The 16,398-nt window shown below is 58.9% G+C and carries 17 protein-coding genes and 1 pseudogene; 7 read left to right on the forward strand and 11 right to left on the reverse strand.

Annotated elements, in window-relative coordinates:
- Window position 1 precedes the first annotated feature (1 nt).
- Window positions 2-817, reverse strand: a complete 816-nt coding sequence (locus CKW38_RS19980) for an AraC family transcriptional regulator (RefSeq protein WP_095113665.1) — start codon at window positions 815-817, stop codon at window positions 2-4.
- 131 nt (window positions 818-948) lie between these two features.
- On the opposite strand from CKW38_RS19980, the gene CKW38_RS19985 reads away from it, so the two are divergent.
- Together CKW38_RS19985 and CKW38_RS19990 are read left to right on the forward strand one after the other, a co-directional pair.
- On the forward strand, window positions 949-1,467 hold the full coding sequence (locus CKW38_RS19985) for a carboxymuconolactone decarboxylase family protein (RefSeq protein WP_095113666.1): 519 nt from the start codon (window positions 949-951) through the stop codon (window positions 1,465-1,467).
- A gap of 253 nt (window positions 1,468-1,720) precedes the next feature.
- Entirely contained in the window at window positions 1,721-3,952 is a 2,232-nt protein-coding gene (locus tag CKW38_RS19990) for a GAF domain-containing protein (RefSeq protein WP_095113667.1), read from the forward strand.
- On the opposite strand, the gene CKW38_RS19995 is transcribed toward CKW38_RS19990, so the two are convergent.
- On the reverse strand, window positions 3,920-5,365 hold the full coding sequence (locus CKW38_RS19995) for a SulP family inorganic anion transporter (RefSeq protein WP_007908122.1): 1,446 nt from the start codon (window positions 5,363-5,365) through the stop codon (window positions 3,920-3,922). The genes CKW38_RS19990 and CKW38_RS19995 overlap by 33 nt on opposite strands.
- A 157-nt stretch (window positions 5,366-5,522) precedes the next feature.
- Here CKW38_RS19995 and CKW38_RS20000 point away from each other — a divergent pair, with 157 nt between their 5' ends.
- Entirely contained in the window at window positions 5,523-5,840 is a 318-nt protein-coding gene (locus CKW38_RS20000) for a hypothetical protein (protein ID WP_095113668.1), read from the forward strand.
- 53 nt (window positions 5,841-5,893) lie between these two features.
- A complete protein-coding gene (locus CKW38_RS20005) occupies window positions 5,894-6,439 on the forward strand; it encodes a hypothetical protein (RefSeq protein ID WP_007908120.1) in 546 nt (181 codons plus the stop codon).
- A gap of 38 nt (window positions 6,440-6,477) precedes the next feature.
- Here the strand turns inward: CKW38_RS20005 and CKW38_RS20010 are convergent, their stop codons facing one another.
- Window positions 6,478-7,113: a hypothetical protein gene (locus CKW38_RS20010; RefSeq protein ID WP_095113669.1), complete on the reverse strand. Its 636-nt coding sequence runs from the start codon at window positions 7,111-7,113 to the stop codon at window positions 6,478-6,480.
- Between the two features lie 128 nt (window positions 7,114-7,241).
- Complete coding sequence (locus tag CKW38_RS20015; protein WP_095113670.1) at window positions 7,242-7,700, reverse strand: N-acetyltransferase; 459 nt, start codon at window positions 7,698-7,700, stop codon at window positions 7,242-7,244.
- Between the two features lie 143 nt (window positions 7,701-7,843).
- On the opposite strand from CKW38_RS20015, the gene CKW38_RS20020 reads away from it, so the two are divergent.
- Window positions 7,844-8,488, forward strand: coding sequence for a TetR/AcrR family transcriptional regulator (locus CKW38_RS20020; protein WP_095113671.1), 645 nt, complete (start codon window positions 7,844-7,846; stop codon window positions 8,486-8,488).
- A 21-nt stretch (window positions 8,489-8,509) separates the two neighbouring features.
- Here CKW38_RS20020 and CKW38_RS20025 read toward each other — a convergent pair whose 3' ends face one another.
- From CKW38_RS20025 to ggt, 3 genes are all read right to left on the reverse strand, one after another.
- Window positions 8,510-9,523 carry a lysozyme inhibitor LprI family protein gene (locus tag CKW38_RS20025; protein WP_095113672.1) on the reverse strand — a complete coding sequence of 338 codons (1,014 nt, stop codon included), beginning with the start codon at window positions 9,521-9,523 and terminating at the stop codon, window positions 8,510-8,512.
- Window positions 9,524-9,629: 106 nt separating this feature from the next.
- Entirely contained in the window at window positions 9,630-10,163 is a 534-nt protein-coding gene (locus tag CKW38_RS20030; protein ID WP_007908113.1) for a cysteine hydrolase family protein, read from the reverse strand.
- A 67-nt stretch (window positions 10,164-10,230) separates the two neighbouring features.
- Window positions 10,231-11,958, reverse strand: coding sequence for a gamma-glutamyltransferase (ggt, locus tag CKW38_RS20035; RefSeq protein WP_007908112.1), 1,728 nt, complete (start codon window positions 11,956-11,958; stop codon window positions 10,231-10,233).
- A 155-nt stretch (window positions 11,959-12,113) separates the two neighbouring features.
- Between ggt and CKW38_RS20040 the strand changes: the two genes are divergently transcribed.
- The gene (locus tag CKW38_RS20040; protein ID WP_007908110.1) at window positions 12,114-12,629 is read left to right on the forward strand and encodes a methylated-DNA--[protein]-cysteine S-methyltransferase; all 516 of its coding nucleotides are present in this window, start codon (window positions 12,114-12,116) and stop codon (window positions 12,627-12,629) included.
- Window positions 12,630-12,723: 94 nt separating this feature from the next.
- Here the strand turns inward: CKW38_RS20040 and CKW38_RS20045 are convergent, their stop codons facing one another.
- The 4 genes and pseudogenes from CKW38_RS20045 to CKW38_RS20060 all read right to left on the reverse strand — a co-directional run bounded on the left by CKW38_RS20045 (window position 12,724) and on the right by CKW38_RS20060 (window position 15,799).
- A complete protein-coding gene (locus tag CKW38_RS20045; protein WP_095113673.1) occupies window positions 12,724-13,314 on the reverse strand; it encodes an NUDIX domain-containing protein in 591 nt (196 codons plus the stop codon).
- A 151-nt stretch (window positions 13,315-13,465) separates the two neighbouring features.
- Window positions 13,466-14,467, reverse strand: a pseudogene (locus CKW38_RS20050) (chitinase); the annotation flags it as partial.
- A gap of 43 nt (window positions 14,468-14,510) precedes the next feature.
- Window positions 14,511-15,140 (reverse strand): lytic polysaccharide monooxygenase auxiliary activity family 9 protein, encoded by a 630-nt coding sequence (locus CKW38_RS20055; protein ID WP_095113674.1) that lies wholly within the window; start codon window positions 15,138-15,140, stop codon window positions 14,511-14,513.
- Between the two features lie 221 nt (window positions 15,141-15,361).
- The gene (locus CKW38_RS20060; protein WP_007908104.1) at window positions 15,362-15,799 is read right to left on the reverse strand and encodes a hemerythrin domain-containing protein; all 438 of its coding nucleotides are present in this window, start codon (window positions 15,797-15,799) and stop codon (window positions 15,362-15,364) included.
- A 148-nt stretch (window positions 15,800-15,947) separates the two neighbouring features.
- Here CKW38_RS20060 and CKW38_RS20065 point away from each other — a divergent pair, with 148 nt between their 5' ends.
- Window positions 15,948-16,373 (forward strand): N-acetyltransferase, encoded by a 426-nt coding sequence (locus tag CKW38_RS20065; protein ID WP_007908103.1) that lies wholly within the window; start codon window positions 15,948-15,950, stop codon window positions 16,371-16,373.
- The last annotated feature ends 25 nt before the right edge of the window (window positions 16,374-16,398 follow it).

A 16,398-nucleotide genomic window follows, 5' to 3' on the forward strand; every position in this document is an offset into this window, starting at 1 on the left:
CTCAGGCGCCCGCCTTCCACTCGCGCGGGCTGAGCCCGGTCTTGCGCCGAAACGCCCGGGCTAGCGCCGAGGGGCTTTCGTAACCGACCTCCTCGGCAATCAGCGCAATCGGCTTGCCTTCGCGCAAGCGTTTCTGCGCCAGGCTGACGCGCCAGCTCAGCAGATAATCGGCCGGTGTCTGCCCGACGACCCGGCGAAACTGCTCGGCAAACCCGGCGCGGGACAGGTTGGCGACAGCGGCCAGATCCGCCACGCTCCACGGTTTTTGCGGTTGCTCGTGCATCAGGTTCAAGGCGCGCGAAAGACGCGGATCAGCTAGCCCGGAGATCATCCCCGGTTGTTGCTCGCGGCTGCTGATCAAGTGCCGCAACAGCAGAATCACCAGCAGTTCGAACAGGCGATCCATCACCGCCACCCGCCCGCAATGCCCTTCGAAGGCTTCCTTGAACAGCCATTCCACGGTGCTGCCCAATTCCGGGATGTCCGTCAGCTTCAGCACCAAATAATCCGGCAGTGCCGCCGCCAGTGCATTGCCGGAGCCGCCGTCAAACGTCAGCGTGGCGCAGACCACTCGGGTGTCCATCGCCTCGTCGGCGAACATGCGATGGGCAAAGGGCCGGGGGAAGAAGATCAGCGACGGTTCACAGAGACGAATTTCACGCTCACTGCCCGGCTTGAGCAGCAACTCACCGGCCTGCAACAAATGCACATGGCCGCATGGCTCGCCGTCGTGAACGCTGAGGCCGCAAAACGTGCCGCTGTGAAAGGTCCCGGCAGACACGCCGAAATGGCTGAGCAACGTGGAAAGGCGATCCATGGACGACTCCAAGGGTAAGTCTGGACGATCTGCCGCATATCCTCGACGATTTGCCGCCAATCCACCAGCCCGGTTCCATAACATGACCTCCATCCCCGGCGCACTTCGCACCGGACTTTCGGAGAATCACCATGAGCCGCATCCACGCTATCAGCCTCGAAACCGCCGCCGACGCCAGCCGCCCAGTGCTGGAAGGCGTGAAAAAGAAAATCGGTTTCCTGCCCAACGTGTTCACCACCCTGGCGAAAGCGCCAGTGGCCCTCGAAACCTACGTGCAAGCCTCGGCAATCCTCGGCAAGACTTCGCTGAGCGCCCAGGAAAAAGAAGCCGTTTACCTCGCCACCTCGCAGGTCAACGGTTGCGATTACTGCCTGGCGGCGCACACTTTGTTTGCCGGCAAGGCCGGGCTCTCGGCGCAGGACATCGTCGCCGCACGTCAGGGCGAACTCAACGCCTACGCCACCCTCGCCCGTCAGTTGACCGAAAGCCGCGGCCATTTGAGTGACGAACAGATCGCCGCCGCCCGCACTGCCGGTATCGACGATGTGAAGATCATTGAAGTGATTGCACTGGTGGCCGTGCAGAGCCTGACCAACTACCTGAACAACGCGGCGCTGACGGATATCGATTTCCCGGCCATCGATGCCTGATCAAAACCTGACAAACACTGTGGCGAGGGCGCTTGCTCCCGCCGGAATGCGCAGCAGCCCCTCAATATTTTGTGGGGCGTCTCGTCTCCGGCGGGAGCCGGCGCCCTTGTCACAAATCGTTTTGTCTCACGCATCGTGCAATGATGTGCGCAGACCTGAAAAAACAGTTTCACTGCGAGCGGGCGTGCTGAAACCAAACACCGCGCGCAAAGGTCTTTCTTCACACGCAGATGCCCGGAAAGACACGATTCCCATGACAGACTGGTTGCAAGACAACGGTGAGATGGCCGAGCAGATTCGACGCCATGATTGGGCAAGCACCCCGCTGGGTCCGTTGCAAAACTGGCCCGATGTGCTCAAGACCACGGTCTCGCTCAGTCTTGCCTCGCACTTTCCTCAAGCCATCGTTTGGGGGCCAGAACTGATCACCTTGTTCAACGACGCCTTCCTGCCGATTCTCGGCGCTAAACCGAACGCTCTGGGAAGACCTTTCAGCAAGATCTGGGAAGAAGCCTGGAGCGAGATCAGCCCGATTGCCGATGCGGCGTACGCCGGGCAAGCCACTTACATCGAAAACTTTGCGCTGACCATCGAGCGAGGCAGCGGACCGGAGCAGGCGTTTTTTACCTTCTGCTACAGCCCGATCCGCGATTCGCTCGGCAACGTGGTCGGCATGCTCGATACCGTCACGGAAACCACCCAGACGGTTTTTCTCAACCAGCGTCTGGCCGTGCTTGAGGCGCTCGGCAACGCCGTTGCCAACGCGACCGATGCCCAAGCCATTCTCGCCATCACCACGCGTCTGATGGTCGAACATCTGCAGCTATCAAACTGTGCCTACGCCGACATGGACGCCGATGAGGACGGTTTCACCATTCGCGGCGATTGGGCGGCGCCCGGCTCGCCAAGCATCGTCGGCCACTATCGACTGCGCGACTTCGGTGAGAAAGCCGTGACCTTGCTACGTGCCGGCGAACCGCTGATCATCCATGACAACCGCAGCGAACTCGCCCCTGAAGAATCGGCAACCTTCCAGGCCATCGGCATCACTGCAACCATTTGCGTGCCGTTGATCAAGCAAGGACGACTGACCGCACTGATGGCGGTGCACGACAATGTGCCGCGAGCCTGGTCGCGCTTCGAACAGTCACTGCTGAGCGAAGTCACCGAGCGTTGCTGGGCGCACATCGAACGGGTCCGCGCCGATGCCAACGTGCGTGAAGGCCTGCTGGCGCTGGCGGAACTGAATGCCACGCTGGAACAACGGGTCGAGGAACGCAGCTTGCGTCTGGCCGAAACGGAGTCGGCGCTGCGCCAGTCACAAAAGCTTGAAGCCATCGGCCAGTTGACCGGCGGTGTGGCCCATGATTTCAACAATCTGCTGACTATCATTCGCTCGTCAGTGGATTTCCTGCGCCAGCCCAACCTGCCGCAGGAGCGTCGTCAGCGCTATATGCGCGCGGTTTCCGACACCGTCGAGCGCGCCTCCAAGCTGACCAGCCAATTACTTGCTTTTGCCCGGCGTCAGCCGCTCAACCCGCAAGTGGTCGATGCGGGCGAACGGTTGGCGAACATCGGTGAAATGCTCGAGTCTGTCACGGGCGCGCAAATTCATGTCAGCGTCGAACGGCCGGACCAACCCTGCTACATCCGCGTCGATCTGAGTCAGTTCGAAACCGCAGTGATCAATATCGCGCTCAACGCCCGTGACGCGATGAATGGCCAAGGCCTGCTGAAATTGCGCCTTGAGTGCGACAAACCACTGCCAGCGATACGCGGCCATGCCGGCGCCAGCGGCCCGTTTGTGTCCATCGCACTGTCGGACACCGGCGGCGGTATCGATGCGCATACTCTTGAGCATATTTTCGAACCGTTCTTCACCACTAAAGATGTCGGCAAAGGCACAGGGCTCGGGTTATCGCAAGTGTTCGGCTTTGCCAAGCAATCGGGCGGTAATGTCGATGTGTCCAGCCTGGTCGGTCACGGAACGCAGTTTACGCTGTACCTGCCCCAGGTACCGGCGGTTGCGCCGCAGGCCAGCGAGACGTCGGACGAAGGCGAACTGCAGGCGCCGCATGAAAAGCGCCGGGTGCTGGTGGTCGAGGACAATCTGGACGTTGGCCGCTTCGCCAATCAGATCCTGCAGGATCTGGGCTATGACACGACGTGGGCCACCAACGCCGAAGAAGCCTTGAAGTTGGCAGGCGAAGACGCAAGGGCTTTCGACGCAGTGTTTTCCGATGTCGTCATGCCCGGTATCACGGGAGTCGCGCTCGCCAGGGAATTGCGCCGTCGCCGCCCGGATCTGCCCGTGATACTGACCTCCGGCTACAGCGAAGAACTGGCGCGCTACGGTCACGAGGGTTTCGAGTTTCTCGCCAAGCCCTACTCAGCCGATCAGGTCTCGCGGATTCTCAGCAAGATCTGGTTGAAGGCGTCAGCGCCAGCGCCTTCAGTCGTGGTCGACACCGGCACGCTTGAGTAATTTTTTGCAGCGCTCAGACAAATGAAACACCTGCAAATGCTTACCCGCCTTGGCATATCGCTCGCGCAAAGTCTTCAACGCCGCAATCGCCGAGTAATCGACAAAACTCAAATGCCGACAATCCAGCGTCACCCGAGCCGGATCATTGGCCGGATCGAACTGATTGAGGAACGGCGTGGTCGAGGCGAAAAACAGCGTGCCGTGCAGACGATAGAGCTTGCTGCCGTCAGCCTCCAGATGCTCATCGGCATACAGCTCACGGGCCTGCTGCCAGGCAAAGTTGAGCGCCGCAATAATGATGCCGCACAGCACCGCAGTGGCCAGATCGGTAAACACGGTGATGGTGGTCACGGCGATGATCACCAGCACATCATTGAGCGGCACTTTATTCACCACCCGCAACGACGCCCAGGCGAAGGTCTGCTGCGACACCACGAACATCACGCCGACCAGCGCCGCCAGCGGAATACGCTCGATCAGCGGCGACAGGAACAGAATGAACAACAGAATCAGCACGCCAGCAACCACGCCGGACAAGCGCCCGCGCCCGCCGGAACTGAGGTTGATCACGGTCTGGCCGATCATCGCGCACCCGCCCATGCCACCGAACGCGCCGCTGACCATGTTGGCCGCGCCGAGCGCCACGCACTCGCGATCCGGGTAGCCACGGGTTTCGGTGATTTCGTCGGTGAGGTTGAGGGTCAGCAAGGTTTCCAGCAGACCGACCAGCGCCATCAGGATTGCGTAAGGCGCGATGATGCGCAGGGTTTCCAGACTCCACGGGATGTCCGGCAAGGCGAACGTCGGCAAGCCGCCGGCGATGTGTGCCATGTCGCCAAGGGTGCGGGTCGGCAGGCCGAACAGGTAGACCAGCAGACCGACGCCGAGAATCGCCACCAGTGCCGGCGGCACCGCTTTCGTCAGACGCGGCAGGATGTAGACGATGGCCATGGTCAGCGCAACCAGCCCGGTCATCAGGTACAGCGGCGTACCGCTGAGCCAGTCCTCACCGCTCTTGAAATGCTCCAGTTGCGCCAATGCAATGATGATCGCCAAGCCGTTGACGAAGCCGAGCATCACCGGGTGCGGCACCATGCGCACCAGTTTGCCCAGGCGCAGCAGCCCGAACGCCATCATGATCAGACCGCCGAGCAACACCGTCGCCAGCAAATACTGCACGCCGTGTTGCACCACCAGCGCGACGATGACCACGGCCATCGAACCCGCCGCACCGGAGACCATGCCTGGCCGGCCGCCGAACAACGCCGTCAGTGTACAAATGATGAAGGCGCCATACAGACCCATCAGCGGATTGAGGTGCGCCACCAGCGCGAACGCAATGCATTCGGGCAACAGGGCAAACGAGGTGGTGAGTCCGGCCAGGACATCGGCGCGCAGACGAATCGGTTTCATGGCTTACCTGATTGAGCAGCCGTCGAGCGCGACTGCAGGTGTTCGGAGAAAAGAGGGTTGCGGATGTTACGGAATTGTCCGGGATCGGGCCAGTGAACGCTGACACTTGTCGGCTCGGGCTTTATGCTGGCGCGTTCCTGTATCCATTGAGTTGAACATGTCTGCCTTTCTGAGCGCCCGCGAGGTGTGCCAGCGTTTGCGTGAAGCGGCGCTGGGTGTCCTCACTTTCAAAGTCTGCGAGATGCCTGACGAGGCGGGGCGGGTCGCGGTCGATATCGAGGGCTGGCACCTGCTGCTGGACTTTGAAGGTAGCCGGTTACATCACTGTGAATTCGCCCGCAATGGTGATGGGCAGGAAGGTGCGCTGGACAGTTGGCAGCGTTATGGCACCGATCCGGTAAGTTTACTCAGTACCTGGGAATTGGCGCAGATCGAGCGATTGCTCAACACGCAGACGAACGAGGTTGCCCAATGATGGCACTCTGCCCATAATTCGCGCCCTCCTCTATTCCCACGCAAGGAACTGCCGTGAAGAAGTCGCTGTTGTTGATCCCGATGCTGGCCCTGCTACTGCAAGGCTGTGGCATGACCATGACTCGTTACGAGCCAAGCTTCGAGAACGTGCAGAAGCTCAAGCAAACCCCGCCGCTCCACGCGATCAGCAATCCTCAGGTCACGGCCGAATCCGGTGAAGGTTCGCTGGTGGTTCGCGCCAACCCGGTTCGCTCGCCGTCCGGCAGCATCCCGGCGCACATTCAGGATGCGATCACTGAAGAACTGCGCAAGGCCGGCCTGCTCGATCCGCAGGCGCAGCGTCAGTTGAAAGTGTTGGTGGTGAAGAACGAACTGTCCGCAGGCATGGGCACGGGCGACGGCAAACTCGCCGCTCGCTTCACCCTGCTCAACGGCAACGATGTGGTGTACGACGCCACCAAGAATGTCAGCAGCCAGTGGAGCAGCAGCTTTTTCGGCTTCATTGCGATTCCGAACGCGGTCAACGCTTACAACCCGATGGTGCGTGACCTGCTGAAGGAACTGTACAGCGATCCACAGTTCATTCAGGCCCTGAAGTAAGGGCAAAAAAAGAGCCGCGATTGCGGCTCTTTTTTTCTTCAGGCCATTGGAATAGCGGTTTCGAGTGCCGAGTACTTCAGGTTTTTGCTATCGACCAGTTGCTTGAGCAGCGCGTTGACCTGACGGGTGAAAGTGTCATTCACCGCGTCTTTCGGTGTGTTGGCCATCAGCGGGATGAACCAGATACCGATCCAGGTCCCGATCGCATCATGATTGCTCGCGGTGGTCAGGGCCTGACCCTGGCCATCCATGCCTTCCAGGCTCATGGAGTACTGATCGGTGCCGTACGCCGGGATCACCCCCAGGCTGAAACCACTAATAAAGCCCAGTACCATGGAACCGGCATTCGGCGGATGGTTGTACATTTTCAGACGCAGGCTGTAGTCCCCCGGCTGCTTCTGGAACTCGTCCAGGGTGACACGGCCGAACAGACCCGAGTCAGTGAGGATTTTTTGCAGCTGTGGTTTCAGTTGATCACGTGCTTGCGGCACTTCCACGGCGGAACCACTTTTCGGCTCGCCCTGATAGAAATCGAAATCGACGTATACGTTTGGCTTATTGGTGTAGCTGGCCATCGACGGCATGGTCACCGGCGCCACTTCGTCTTTGGTGAAACTGGCACAACCGCCCAGCGCAAGTACCAGCCCCAGCGCCAGAATTTTCCCGAATTGCATGATGATCCGTCCCTATGTATACACATCCAGATGATGGCATTGCGCCTTCATTTTGAAGGCCGGGCGGATTCTAGAGAGAGCGGCGGTCGGGCGAAAGCCTGAATTCGGGAAATCGCAAAAAAATTTGCTCAACCCTGCCGCAAGTCGAGGATGTAGGTGTAATAACCGCTGTCACGCACGTAGCCGAGGGATTCGTACAAACCTTGCGCCATAAGGTTGTCGGTGGCGGTTTCCAGCACCAGCCCCTTGGCACCGCTCGCCAAGGCAAAGTCACGCGCCGTGTTCATCAGCAATCGACCCACCCCGCGTCCACGTGCGGCGGGCGTGGTGAACAGGTCGCTGAGCAGCCAGGTGCAGTGGGCATCGATGGACGAGAACGTCGGGTACAACTGCACGAATCCCAGCGCCTCGCCGTGTTCATCCTGCGCGAGAAATATCGCCGATTCGCTGGCAGCCATGCGTTCAGCGATGAAGGTTCGCGATTGCTCGAGATTCGACGGCTGTTGGTAAAAACCACGGTAAGCGTCGAACAACGGCGCCACCGCATCCAAATGTGTCGCGTCGGCTCGCACTGCCTGAAGGGTCATGTGCCCGCTCCGTTTCCACTCGTTGATCGAAACAGCATAGCGCTGTCCTTCGAGTGTGCTGGCCTCATCGCTATATAGTTTTGTATATTGCGAGACCGAAATCGCCAGAATCTATCCATGCCGTCCAGCCAACCTGTATTGCCATGAGTGCCATCCGCGTCCGCAACGAGCAGTTGATCCTCGCCGCTGCCCGCGAAGAGTTCGCCGCCAACGGCTTCGACGCCACCCAGACTCGCGATATTGCGGCGCGTGCCGGGGTGCCCAAGGCCAATCTGTATTATTACTTTCAGACCAAGGAAAACCTCTACTGCAAAGTACTGCTGGGGTTTGTCGAGCCACTGTTGGAAGCTTCAGCGGCGCTGCGTGAAAGCGATGATCCGCTGACGGGGCTGCGTGCTTACGTTGCCGCGCGGATTCGTATTGCTCGCGAGCATCCGGCGATTGCCAAGGTATTCAGTGGCGAGCTGCTGCTGGGCGGTCGACAGCTGCCGGATGAGTGCCGCGATCTGTTGTATGCCGAAGCGCGGCGTAACGTTGAATGCCTGCGCAGCTGGATTGAGCGCGGCTTGCTGGCGCCGGTGGATCCTGAGCATCTGATGCTGTTCATTTGGTCGGCGACGCGCACGTACACCAACATTGGCTGGCAGATGGGTCGGATCATGGGGCGCGAAGTGCCGCAGGATGAGGATTATCAAACGGCGGCGCAGACGATTACGCGAATGGTGCTGGAGGGTGTCGTGGTGACGCCGCGGGTGGGCGGGATTCGTGGGGTTTTGTTTGCGACGTGAGCGGATGGGCTACCGCGCAGATCAGGGCATGAAGTCTACGGGCAGCTCCAGATGAGCTTTCATGCGCTCATTCCAGTCGTGCAAGGCATCGGGTAGAACTTTTTTCCATTTCGCCACGTTGGTGTAGTAGCGCAGACGCGAATGGCCGGAACTGTCGTAGGTCACCAACAACACCCAGAAATGGCCATCGGATGAGCGCATCACGATGCCGGTGCCACCCAGACCGCGCATCCACATCTCCCAGACCTGACTGCCCGGCACATCGGTGCCTGGCTCACCCGTCATCAGGGAGCCGGACTTTTCCACCAGTGTCTGATAATCACCTTTGAGCAAGGTGTGCAGTGCCTGGTTCTCTTCCGGTGTTTGTGCCAGGCCCAGGCTGAGCATGTCGTAATCCAGTGTCAGCGGGTGCTCCGAGGCGACAAAACGGCCGGTGTAGTAGACGCCCAATCCGGCACTGCAATACCCGCCTTCCCCTGCAAGCGAAATATCCAGCACACCGTTGATGGGAGTGAACAACAGGGTGCACTCATCTTCCGAGTAAACGGCTTTACCGTCGTTGAGTGTGGCAACGCCATCCAGATCACCGGAGTTGGCACCCTCAGCCGCCGTGATGTCGATGCTGATGTGCGTGGCATCGCGGCGCTGGGTTATCACCGTTGCCGAGGTTGAAGTCCCCGGCGGTATGAGTTGCCAGGTTGCGTCCCAACTGAACGGCTGGGTAGCGTGTTCGAGCTCGCTCAGCCGCATCAAATACTCGCGGCGCAAACAGGCCGTCTGATCGCCGCAGGCGTTGCGACTTTTCAGCCACTGCCGCTGGTCAGCCTTGAGGGCTTTGGCATCGGGGACACTGGCCAATGTCGAATGCCAGAGCTTGCCCAGCTTCTCGTCGAGCAGCGAAATCTGCGGGTCGCCACAAACGGCTTTTTCGGTTTTGTTGTTGGCCGTGGAGCAATCGAAACTGCTGGCGTGGGTAACAGAGGCAAACGCAAGGGACGTCAGCAGCAAGGCATAACGCAGGGAGATCGCGAACATCGAGAGATTCCATTCTTCGGACGGCGCGCAGTATGCCAGTGCTGCCAGCGGAAATCCCTGATGTACATAGCAATCAGGGTTTCGCAATCACTGTAGGAGTGGGTAGTCAGAACCTGATGTCGGCGGCGGGTTTGACGTCGATGCGCGCCACGGAGCCGGTCAGGTGCGCCAGATCCTTGTTGTGCTCGGTGATGATGTCTTCGGCGCTCATGTTGCCGTTGTCGACGGTGGAATGCGCGTCGGCGGCGAGCACCACGTCATAACCCAGTTGATGGGCCTGGCGCACGGTGGCATTGACGCAGTAATCGGTTTGCAGACCGCAGATGAGCAGTTTTTCGAAATCTTCGCTCGGCAACAGTTTGCGCAAGTCAGTCTGGTAGAACGAATCCGGGGTGGTCTTGCGTACGCGCAAGTCTTTCGGCGATGTATCAAGCCCTTCGGCCAGCTGCCAGCCTTCGGCACCATGGGCCAACGGGCTGTCCTTTTCTTCATGCTGGATCAGCACCACTGGCACACCTGCCTTGCGCGCGCGGGCGCTGAGGCCGTTGATGGTGTCGATTACACGGTGAATGTCATGGCACTGGTATTCGCCCGAGCAGAGGGCGCGCTGGACGTCGATGATCAGCAATGCGGTGGTCATGATGAGCCTTCCTTGATCAGTCCTTGAGACGGGGGCGGATGTGAGCCCGCCCCCTTTTTTACGCTTCTTAGTAACCCAGTGACAAGCCAGTGTTGCGGCGTGGATCGTTGGCGCCGTAGAAACGGTTTTTCCCGACGGGTTTACCCCCCAGCGACGGTGCGCCGACCAGAATCGCGGCGATGTGATTGGCGTCCTGCGGCCCGGCGAATTTGTGGCCCCAGCTTTCGAGGAGCTTCTTCGTGTCGGGGCTGGCGGCGAAGTCTTCGAGGTTGGTTTCTTCCGGCATCCACTGCTGGTGGAAGCGTGGCGCGTCGACCGCCTCCTGCAAGCCCATGCCGTAGTCGATGACATTGAGCATGGTCAGCAACGTCGCGGTGATGATGCGGCTCCCGCCCGGCGTGCCGACCACCATCACCACTTTGCCGTCCTTGGTGACAATGGTCGGGCTCATCGATGACAGCGGTGCCTTGCCCGGGGCAATCGCATTGGCTTCACCCTGCACCAGACCGTACATGTTCGGCACGCCGACCTTGGAGGTGAAGTCGTCCATTTCATCGTTGAGGATCACCCCGGTCTTGCTTGCCATCACGCCGGCGCCGAACCAATCGTTGAGGGTGTAGGTGACCGACACTGCATTGCCCCACTTGTCGACGATCGAATAGTGGGTGGTGTTGCTGCCTTCATGGGGCGCTACACCAGGCTTGAGCTCAGCCGACACGCCGGCCTTTTGCGGCTGGATGGCATCGCGCAGTTTGGTCGCGTAGTTCTTGTCCAGCAGGTGCTCGATCGGATTTTTGACGAAATCCGGATCGCCGAGATAGCTGTTGCGATCGACATACGCGTGACGCATCGCTTCGATCTGGTAGTGCATGCCCTGAGCGGAATGGAAGCCCAGGTCCTTCATCGGATAGCCTTCGAGGATGTTCATGATCTGGCAGATCACCACCCCGCCAGAGCTTGGCGGCGGCGCCGAGACCACGTGGTAACCACGGTAATCACACTCCACCGGTGCCAGTTCGCGGGTCTTGTATTTGTCGAGGTCAGCTTGAGTGATGATGCCTTTGTTGGCCTGACTCGACGTCACGATGGCATCCGCTACCCAGCCTTTATAGAAGCCATCGGCGCCTTTCTCGGAAATGGTCCGCAGGGTCTTGCCGAGGTCCTTTTGCACCAGTTTCTGCCCGACCTGCATCGGCTCGCCTTTGCTGAGGAAGATCGAGCCGGAATCGCGCATGTCCTTCTTGAACACGTCGGTGGCGTACTCCAGCAGCTCGACGTCACCCTGCTCCAGTTCGAAACCGTCTTCCGCCAGTTTGATCGCCGGTGCAATCATTTCCTTGCGTGGCTTGGTCCCGTATTTGCTCAGCGCCAGTTCCATGCCGGACACCGTGCCCGGTACGCCCACCGCCAAATGTCCACGGGTGCTGAGATCGGGAATTACGTTGCCTTCCTTGTCGAGGTACATGTTGGCGGTGGCCGCCAGCGGCGCTTTTTCGCGGAAATCGAGGAAGGTCTTACGCCCGTCCGCCAGTTGAATGGTCATGAAGCCGCCTCCACCGAGGTTGCCCGCTGCGGGGTAAACCACCGCCAGCGCGTAACCCACGGCGACCGCCGCGTCGACGGCATTGCCGCCACTTTTCAGTACGTCGACGCCGACATGGGTGGCCAGATGTTGCGCGGTGACCACCATGCCGTTTTCGGCGGCAACCGGAGCGACTGACGCCGCGTGAGCCATGAGACAGCTGAGTGCCAGTGAGGTCGCTATCAGCGACTTGGCCAAAGGTTCGTACTTCATGAGTCGATCTCTTTTTTGTTGTTTTCAGGGTCTGTGCAAAACAGAGGGGGAACGCTGCAAGAGCACCAAGCAGTATGGTCGGCTTTGCGTATTGCGCCTCCCCGATCAGGCAGTATGCTGGCCGCTGTTGCCGCCCTGATCCGGAGTCTGCCGTCATGCCTTACACGTTCATCACCCTGCCCTCGCCCGTCGGCGAGCTGAAGCTGGTCGCGAACGGTTCACGACTGGCGGCCATCCTCTGGGAAAACGACAAACCGAATCGCGTGCGCCTCGGGCCGATGAGTGAGGCCCCCGACAATCCGATCCTGATTCGAACGGCTCGACAACTTGAAGAATATTTTTCCGGGACGCGTGACTGTTTTGATCTGGAACTGGATTTCGCTGGCACCGACTTTCAGAAAAAGGTCTGGGCGGCGCTGCTGACCATTCCATTCGGCGAGACGCGGACCTACAGCCAGATTGCCGAACAGATAGGCAATCCCAGCGCCGTGCGGGCAGTGGGCGCAGCGAACGGACGCAACCCGATCTCCATTGTCGCGCCGTGTCATCGAGTGATCGGCGCGTCGGGGAAGCTCACCGGGTTTGCCGGTGGGCTAGAGGCGAAAGAGCGCCTGCTGACACTTGAAGGTGGCGACTGGTCGCAGATTGGCAAAACCGGGGATTTGTTTTAGTCAGTCAATACAGATCAAGAGATCGCAGCCTTCGGCAGCTCCTACCTGGAATGCGTTTTCCTGTAGGAGCTGCCGAAGGCTGCGATCTTTTGATTTATTGGGCAAAAAGGTTATTCATCGCCGCATATTGCAACAGCATGATGGTCTTGGCGTCGCAGATCTCGCCGCGCTGAAACGCCGCCAACGCGTCGTCGAATCGCCACTCCAGCACTTCCAGTTCTTCGGTCTCCTCTTCCAGACCACCACCGTCGCTAACCTTCGATGCGGCGTCGTATTCGGCAATGAAAAAATGCAGTTTCTCGGTCACCGAGCCAGGGCTCATGTAAGCCTCGAACACCTTCGTCACATCGTGCACGCGATACCCGGTTTCCTCTTCGGCTTCATCGCGAATCCGTTGCTCCGGCGCTGCACCTTCGAGCAACCCGGCCGCCACCTCGATCAACAAACCATCGTGGCCATTGACGAATACCGGCAAACGAAACTGCCGGGTCAGCACCACCGTGCGCTGCTCGCGGTTGAACAACAGAATCGCAGCGCCATTGCCACGGTCGTAGACCTCACGGGTCTGACGCTGCCACTCGCCATTGTTGCGGTGATAGTCGAAGGTGATTTTCTTCAGTAGATACCAGTCATGGGACAACACTTGAGTGTCGACAATGTTGACCCGCTCGGCTGTGTTGGACATGACGCCTGATCCTGTTCCTGAGTAAGTCGCCATGGTCGAATAATTGCGCAAACAAAAAAAGCCCGGCAGCGCTACCGGGCTTCTTCATTTGCAACTAACGAGCGATAAACGATTGCTTATCATCGAAAGCTTGCCCTGCGGCGGGTACCCCGTGAATCAACGGCCCATAACGCCGGCTGAACTCCCAGTTGTATGGCACGCCATCCTTGCTGGTACCGTTATCCCAATTCACCGACCAGGTCATCAGGCCTTTGATCGGTATCCCCTTGATCGCCAGACGCTTGAGGACATTCCCGACCACGGTTTTGTCGATCACATAACCGGTGGCTGCCGCATCGTTATTGGCCGGCAGACCGATGACGAACTTGTCCGCCGGGATCCGCGTGAAGCCACGTGTGCCGGTCACCAGACTTTCGGTCAGGTAGTAAAGGAAATCCTCCTTCAGCGCATCGTTGTTCTGCGCAATCCACGCACCCGCGCCGTTGTTCGCCTCCGGTACCCAAACGCCGTCACCGCCCTGGTTGTAGAACTGTGGGGCGATGAAGTCGTAGTAGCCTTCCAGTGCCTGCAAATAGCTGATGTATTTCCCGGTGCTGGTCAGGTACGGAAACTCCGGAGCCATGCTGATGATGAAGTGCTTGCCCTGGCCTGCGTAGTGATCCTTGACCAGTTTCAGTGCGGCCGGCAGAACTGTCTTGTTGGCAGCGAAATCAATCGCGCTCTGTTCAAGATCGATGTCCAGACCGTCGAAGCCGTAGGTTTCCACCAGACGAATGATTTCATTGGCCAGCGGTTGTTCCTGACCGCTGCGCAATTCGATGTGCGCATCGGCGCCGCCGAGGGAAATCAACACGGCCCGTCCCTGGCTGTTGAGTACGCCGACCTGGCGGCGGAACTCGGCATCGGAAACGTTGAACGGTTTGAAGGTCGGAATCCCGCTGCCCTTCATAAAAGCGACCGCAACCACGTTGTACTCCTTGGGTACGTCCTCCAGCGAGAGGCTGGCAAAGCGGCCCTGGCGGTAACCATCGCTCGGGCCTGCGGGCCAGTTGTGCCAGAAGCCCATAAGGACCTTTTTGCCGGCAATGCTCGGCATCAGCGAGGCGGCATCGCTCGCCGCGTTTTGCACTAAAGAGAAATCGATTTTTGACATGTTCTAATCCTTCAGAACGTGTGGGTTTGGCGACGCTGCGCCGTTATTTGAAGTCGACGTCGAAAGCCTGATAGAAGGCGTTGCCGGTGTTGGCGACGATCCACATCAGCACGATCACGTGATGGCCTCTTTTGTTGGCCGGCAGTTTCACCGCGTGATTGACCTTGGCCTTCAACTCATTCGGGTAGCTGTAATAAGGCACCTGAGTGTAGAAGTCCTCGAAGAACGGTTGGGCTTCCAGTTGCGCACGGGTAATGCGCTGTTTCGGGTCCCAGCCGTCCTTGGTGATCAGCCAGCGGTAGCCGCGGGTGGTGTGCGGTGCGGTGTATTCCCACTTGATTTCGAGGGTTTGTCCCGGGGTGACATTGAGCAGCGGCCAAGTGAACGGACGAGCGAGTTTCTTGCTCATTTCGTCATTGGTGAAGTTCACACAGTCGCGGGCATCGGTCTTGCCGCCGCTGAGGATGTAGCCATCGGCCGGTGGCGTGACGCTGTCCGAGTCGCTCTGGTAAGGCGCCGGAAATGGCCCCGCCGCCAGCGCCGGGAAGTTCTTGCCGCCTTCCATTTCGTTGACCTGCCAGGCGCCGAGCAATCCTTGCTCAATCGCTACCGCACCGCGGCTTGCAGGGGAAATGACACGACCGTGTCGCAGTTGGGTTTGTGGTTGATTCATGTTTTTCACTCCGTTGATTTAAGAACTCTCCTTTCCGAGGAGAGGCCTTCAAGCTAACGGAGACGGATTTTTTGTCCATCGGCGGTTTTGTCGCAGTCAGCAGCCTTGAACCGTAAAAACAGCGCAAACACTGGATGCATATACAGTCTTTTGCGACAACGCCCACCAGAGATGACAACAAAAGATTACACGCCAATGCTACAAAGACTGCCATTCAGTGATTACGGCAATTGTTCCTGAAACTCCTTTTCGTATTGCCCGGCGAGTTGTTCTTTCTGTTTTTCGCTGAGCAATTTGCCAGCCATCTGGAAGAACTTCTGTTCCTCTTCCTTCAGGTGATGGTGAACTTTGTCAGAGAGCTTTTTGGCGGTGGCCAGCCAGGCCGGGCTGGACATCTCGGTCTCATCGAGTTCTTCCATCATCTCGTCCATTTCATGATGTTCCGCGATGGCATGGCGGCTCAAATCGACACCGTCATCAAGCTCCATCAACGGAATGTAGAAATGGCGCTCTTCGGCGGTTTCATGGGCCTGGAGTTCTGCCTTGAGCTGTTTGTAGGCTTCGACCCGCTCCGGCGTATCGCCGCTGGTTTCGATCAAGGTCTTGGCGTAAGTACGCTGGCGGTCATGGCTTTCGCGAAGGGCTTCGAAAATATTCATGGGGGTTCCTCATCAACCGCGTGCTGGAATGACGCTGTAAAGCCTAGACCCCGAGGCGAGAGCGGCAGTTCCACCGGGTTGAAGAAGGGCTTGGAAGATGGCCGCGGGGCAGGATAGGCTGCGAATTCAAACAACAAGGAAGTCATGCATGAACTTGCGCATCGAGCTGTCACAAAACCCGACCGAAGAAGAACGCACAGCCATCCTCGCGCCGCTGCGTGCGCACAACGTTGCCAACGCCGGACCGTCGACCTTCGAGCCGATCGCTCTGTTAGTGCGTGATGAACACGACGCGATCCTCGGAGGTTTGTATGCCCACACGTTCTATCGTTGGCTGTTCATTGAGTTACTGGCCGTGCCGGAGCAAGGTCGCGGCAAGGGTATCGGCTCGCAGTTGATGCAGAGGGCGGAAGATCTGGCACGGGAAAAAGACTGCGTTGGCATCTGGCTCGACACCTTCTCCTTCCAGGCACCGGAGTTTTACAAGAAGCTTGGATTTAGCGAATGCGGAGAGATTCTGGATTATCCACTGGGGCATAAGCGGCATTTCTTCCAGAAGCGATTGATCGGTTGAATGTTGCGGCCCCTTCGTCGGAAGG

The sequence above is a fragment of the Pseudomonas sp. Irchel 3H7 genome, from assembly GCF_900187605.1.
In the GTDB taxonomy this organism is placed as follows: domain Bacteria; phylum Pseudomonadota; class Gammaproteobacteria; order Pseudomonadales; family Pseudomonadaceae; genus Aquipseudomonas.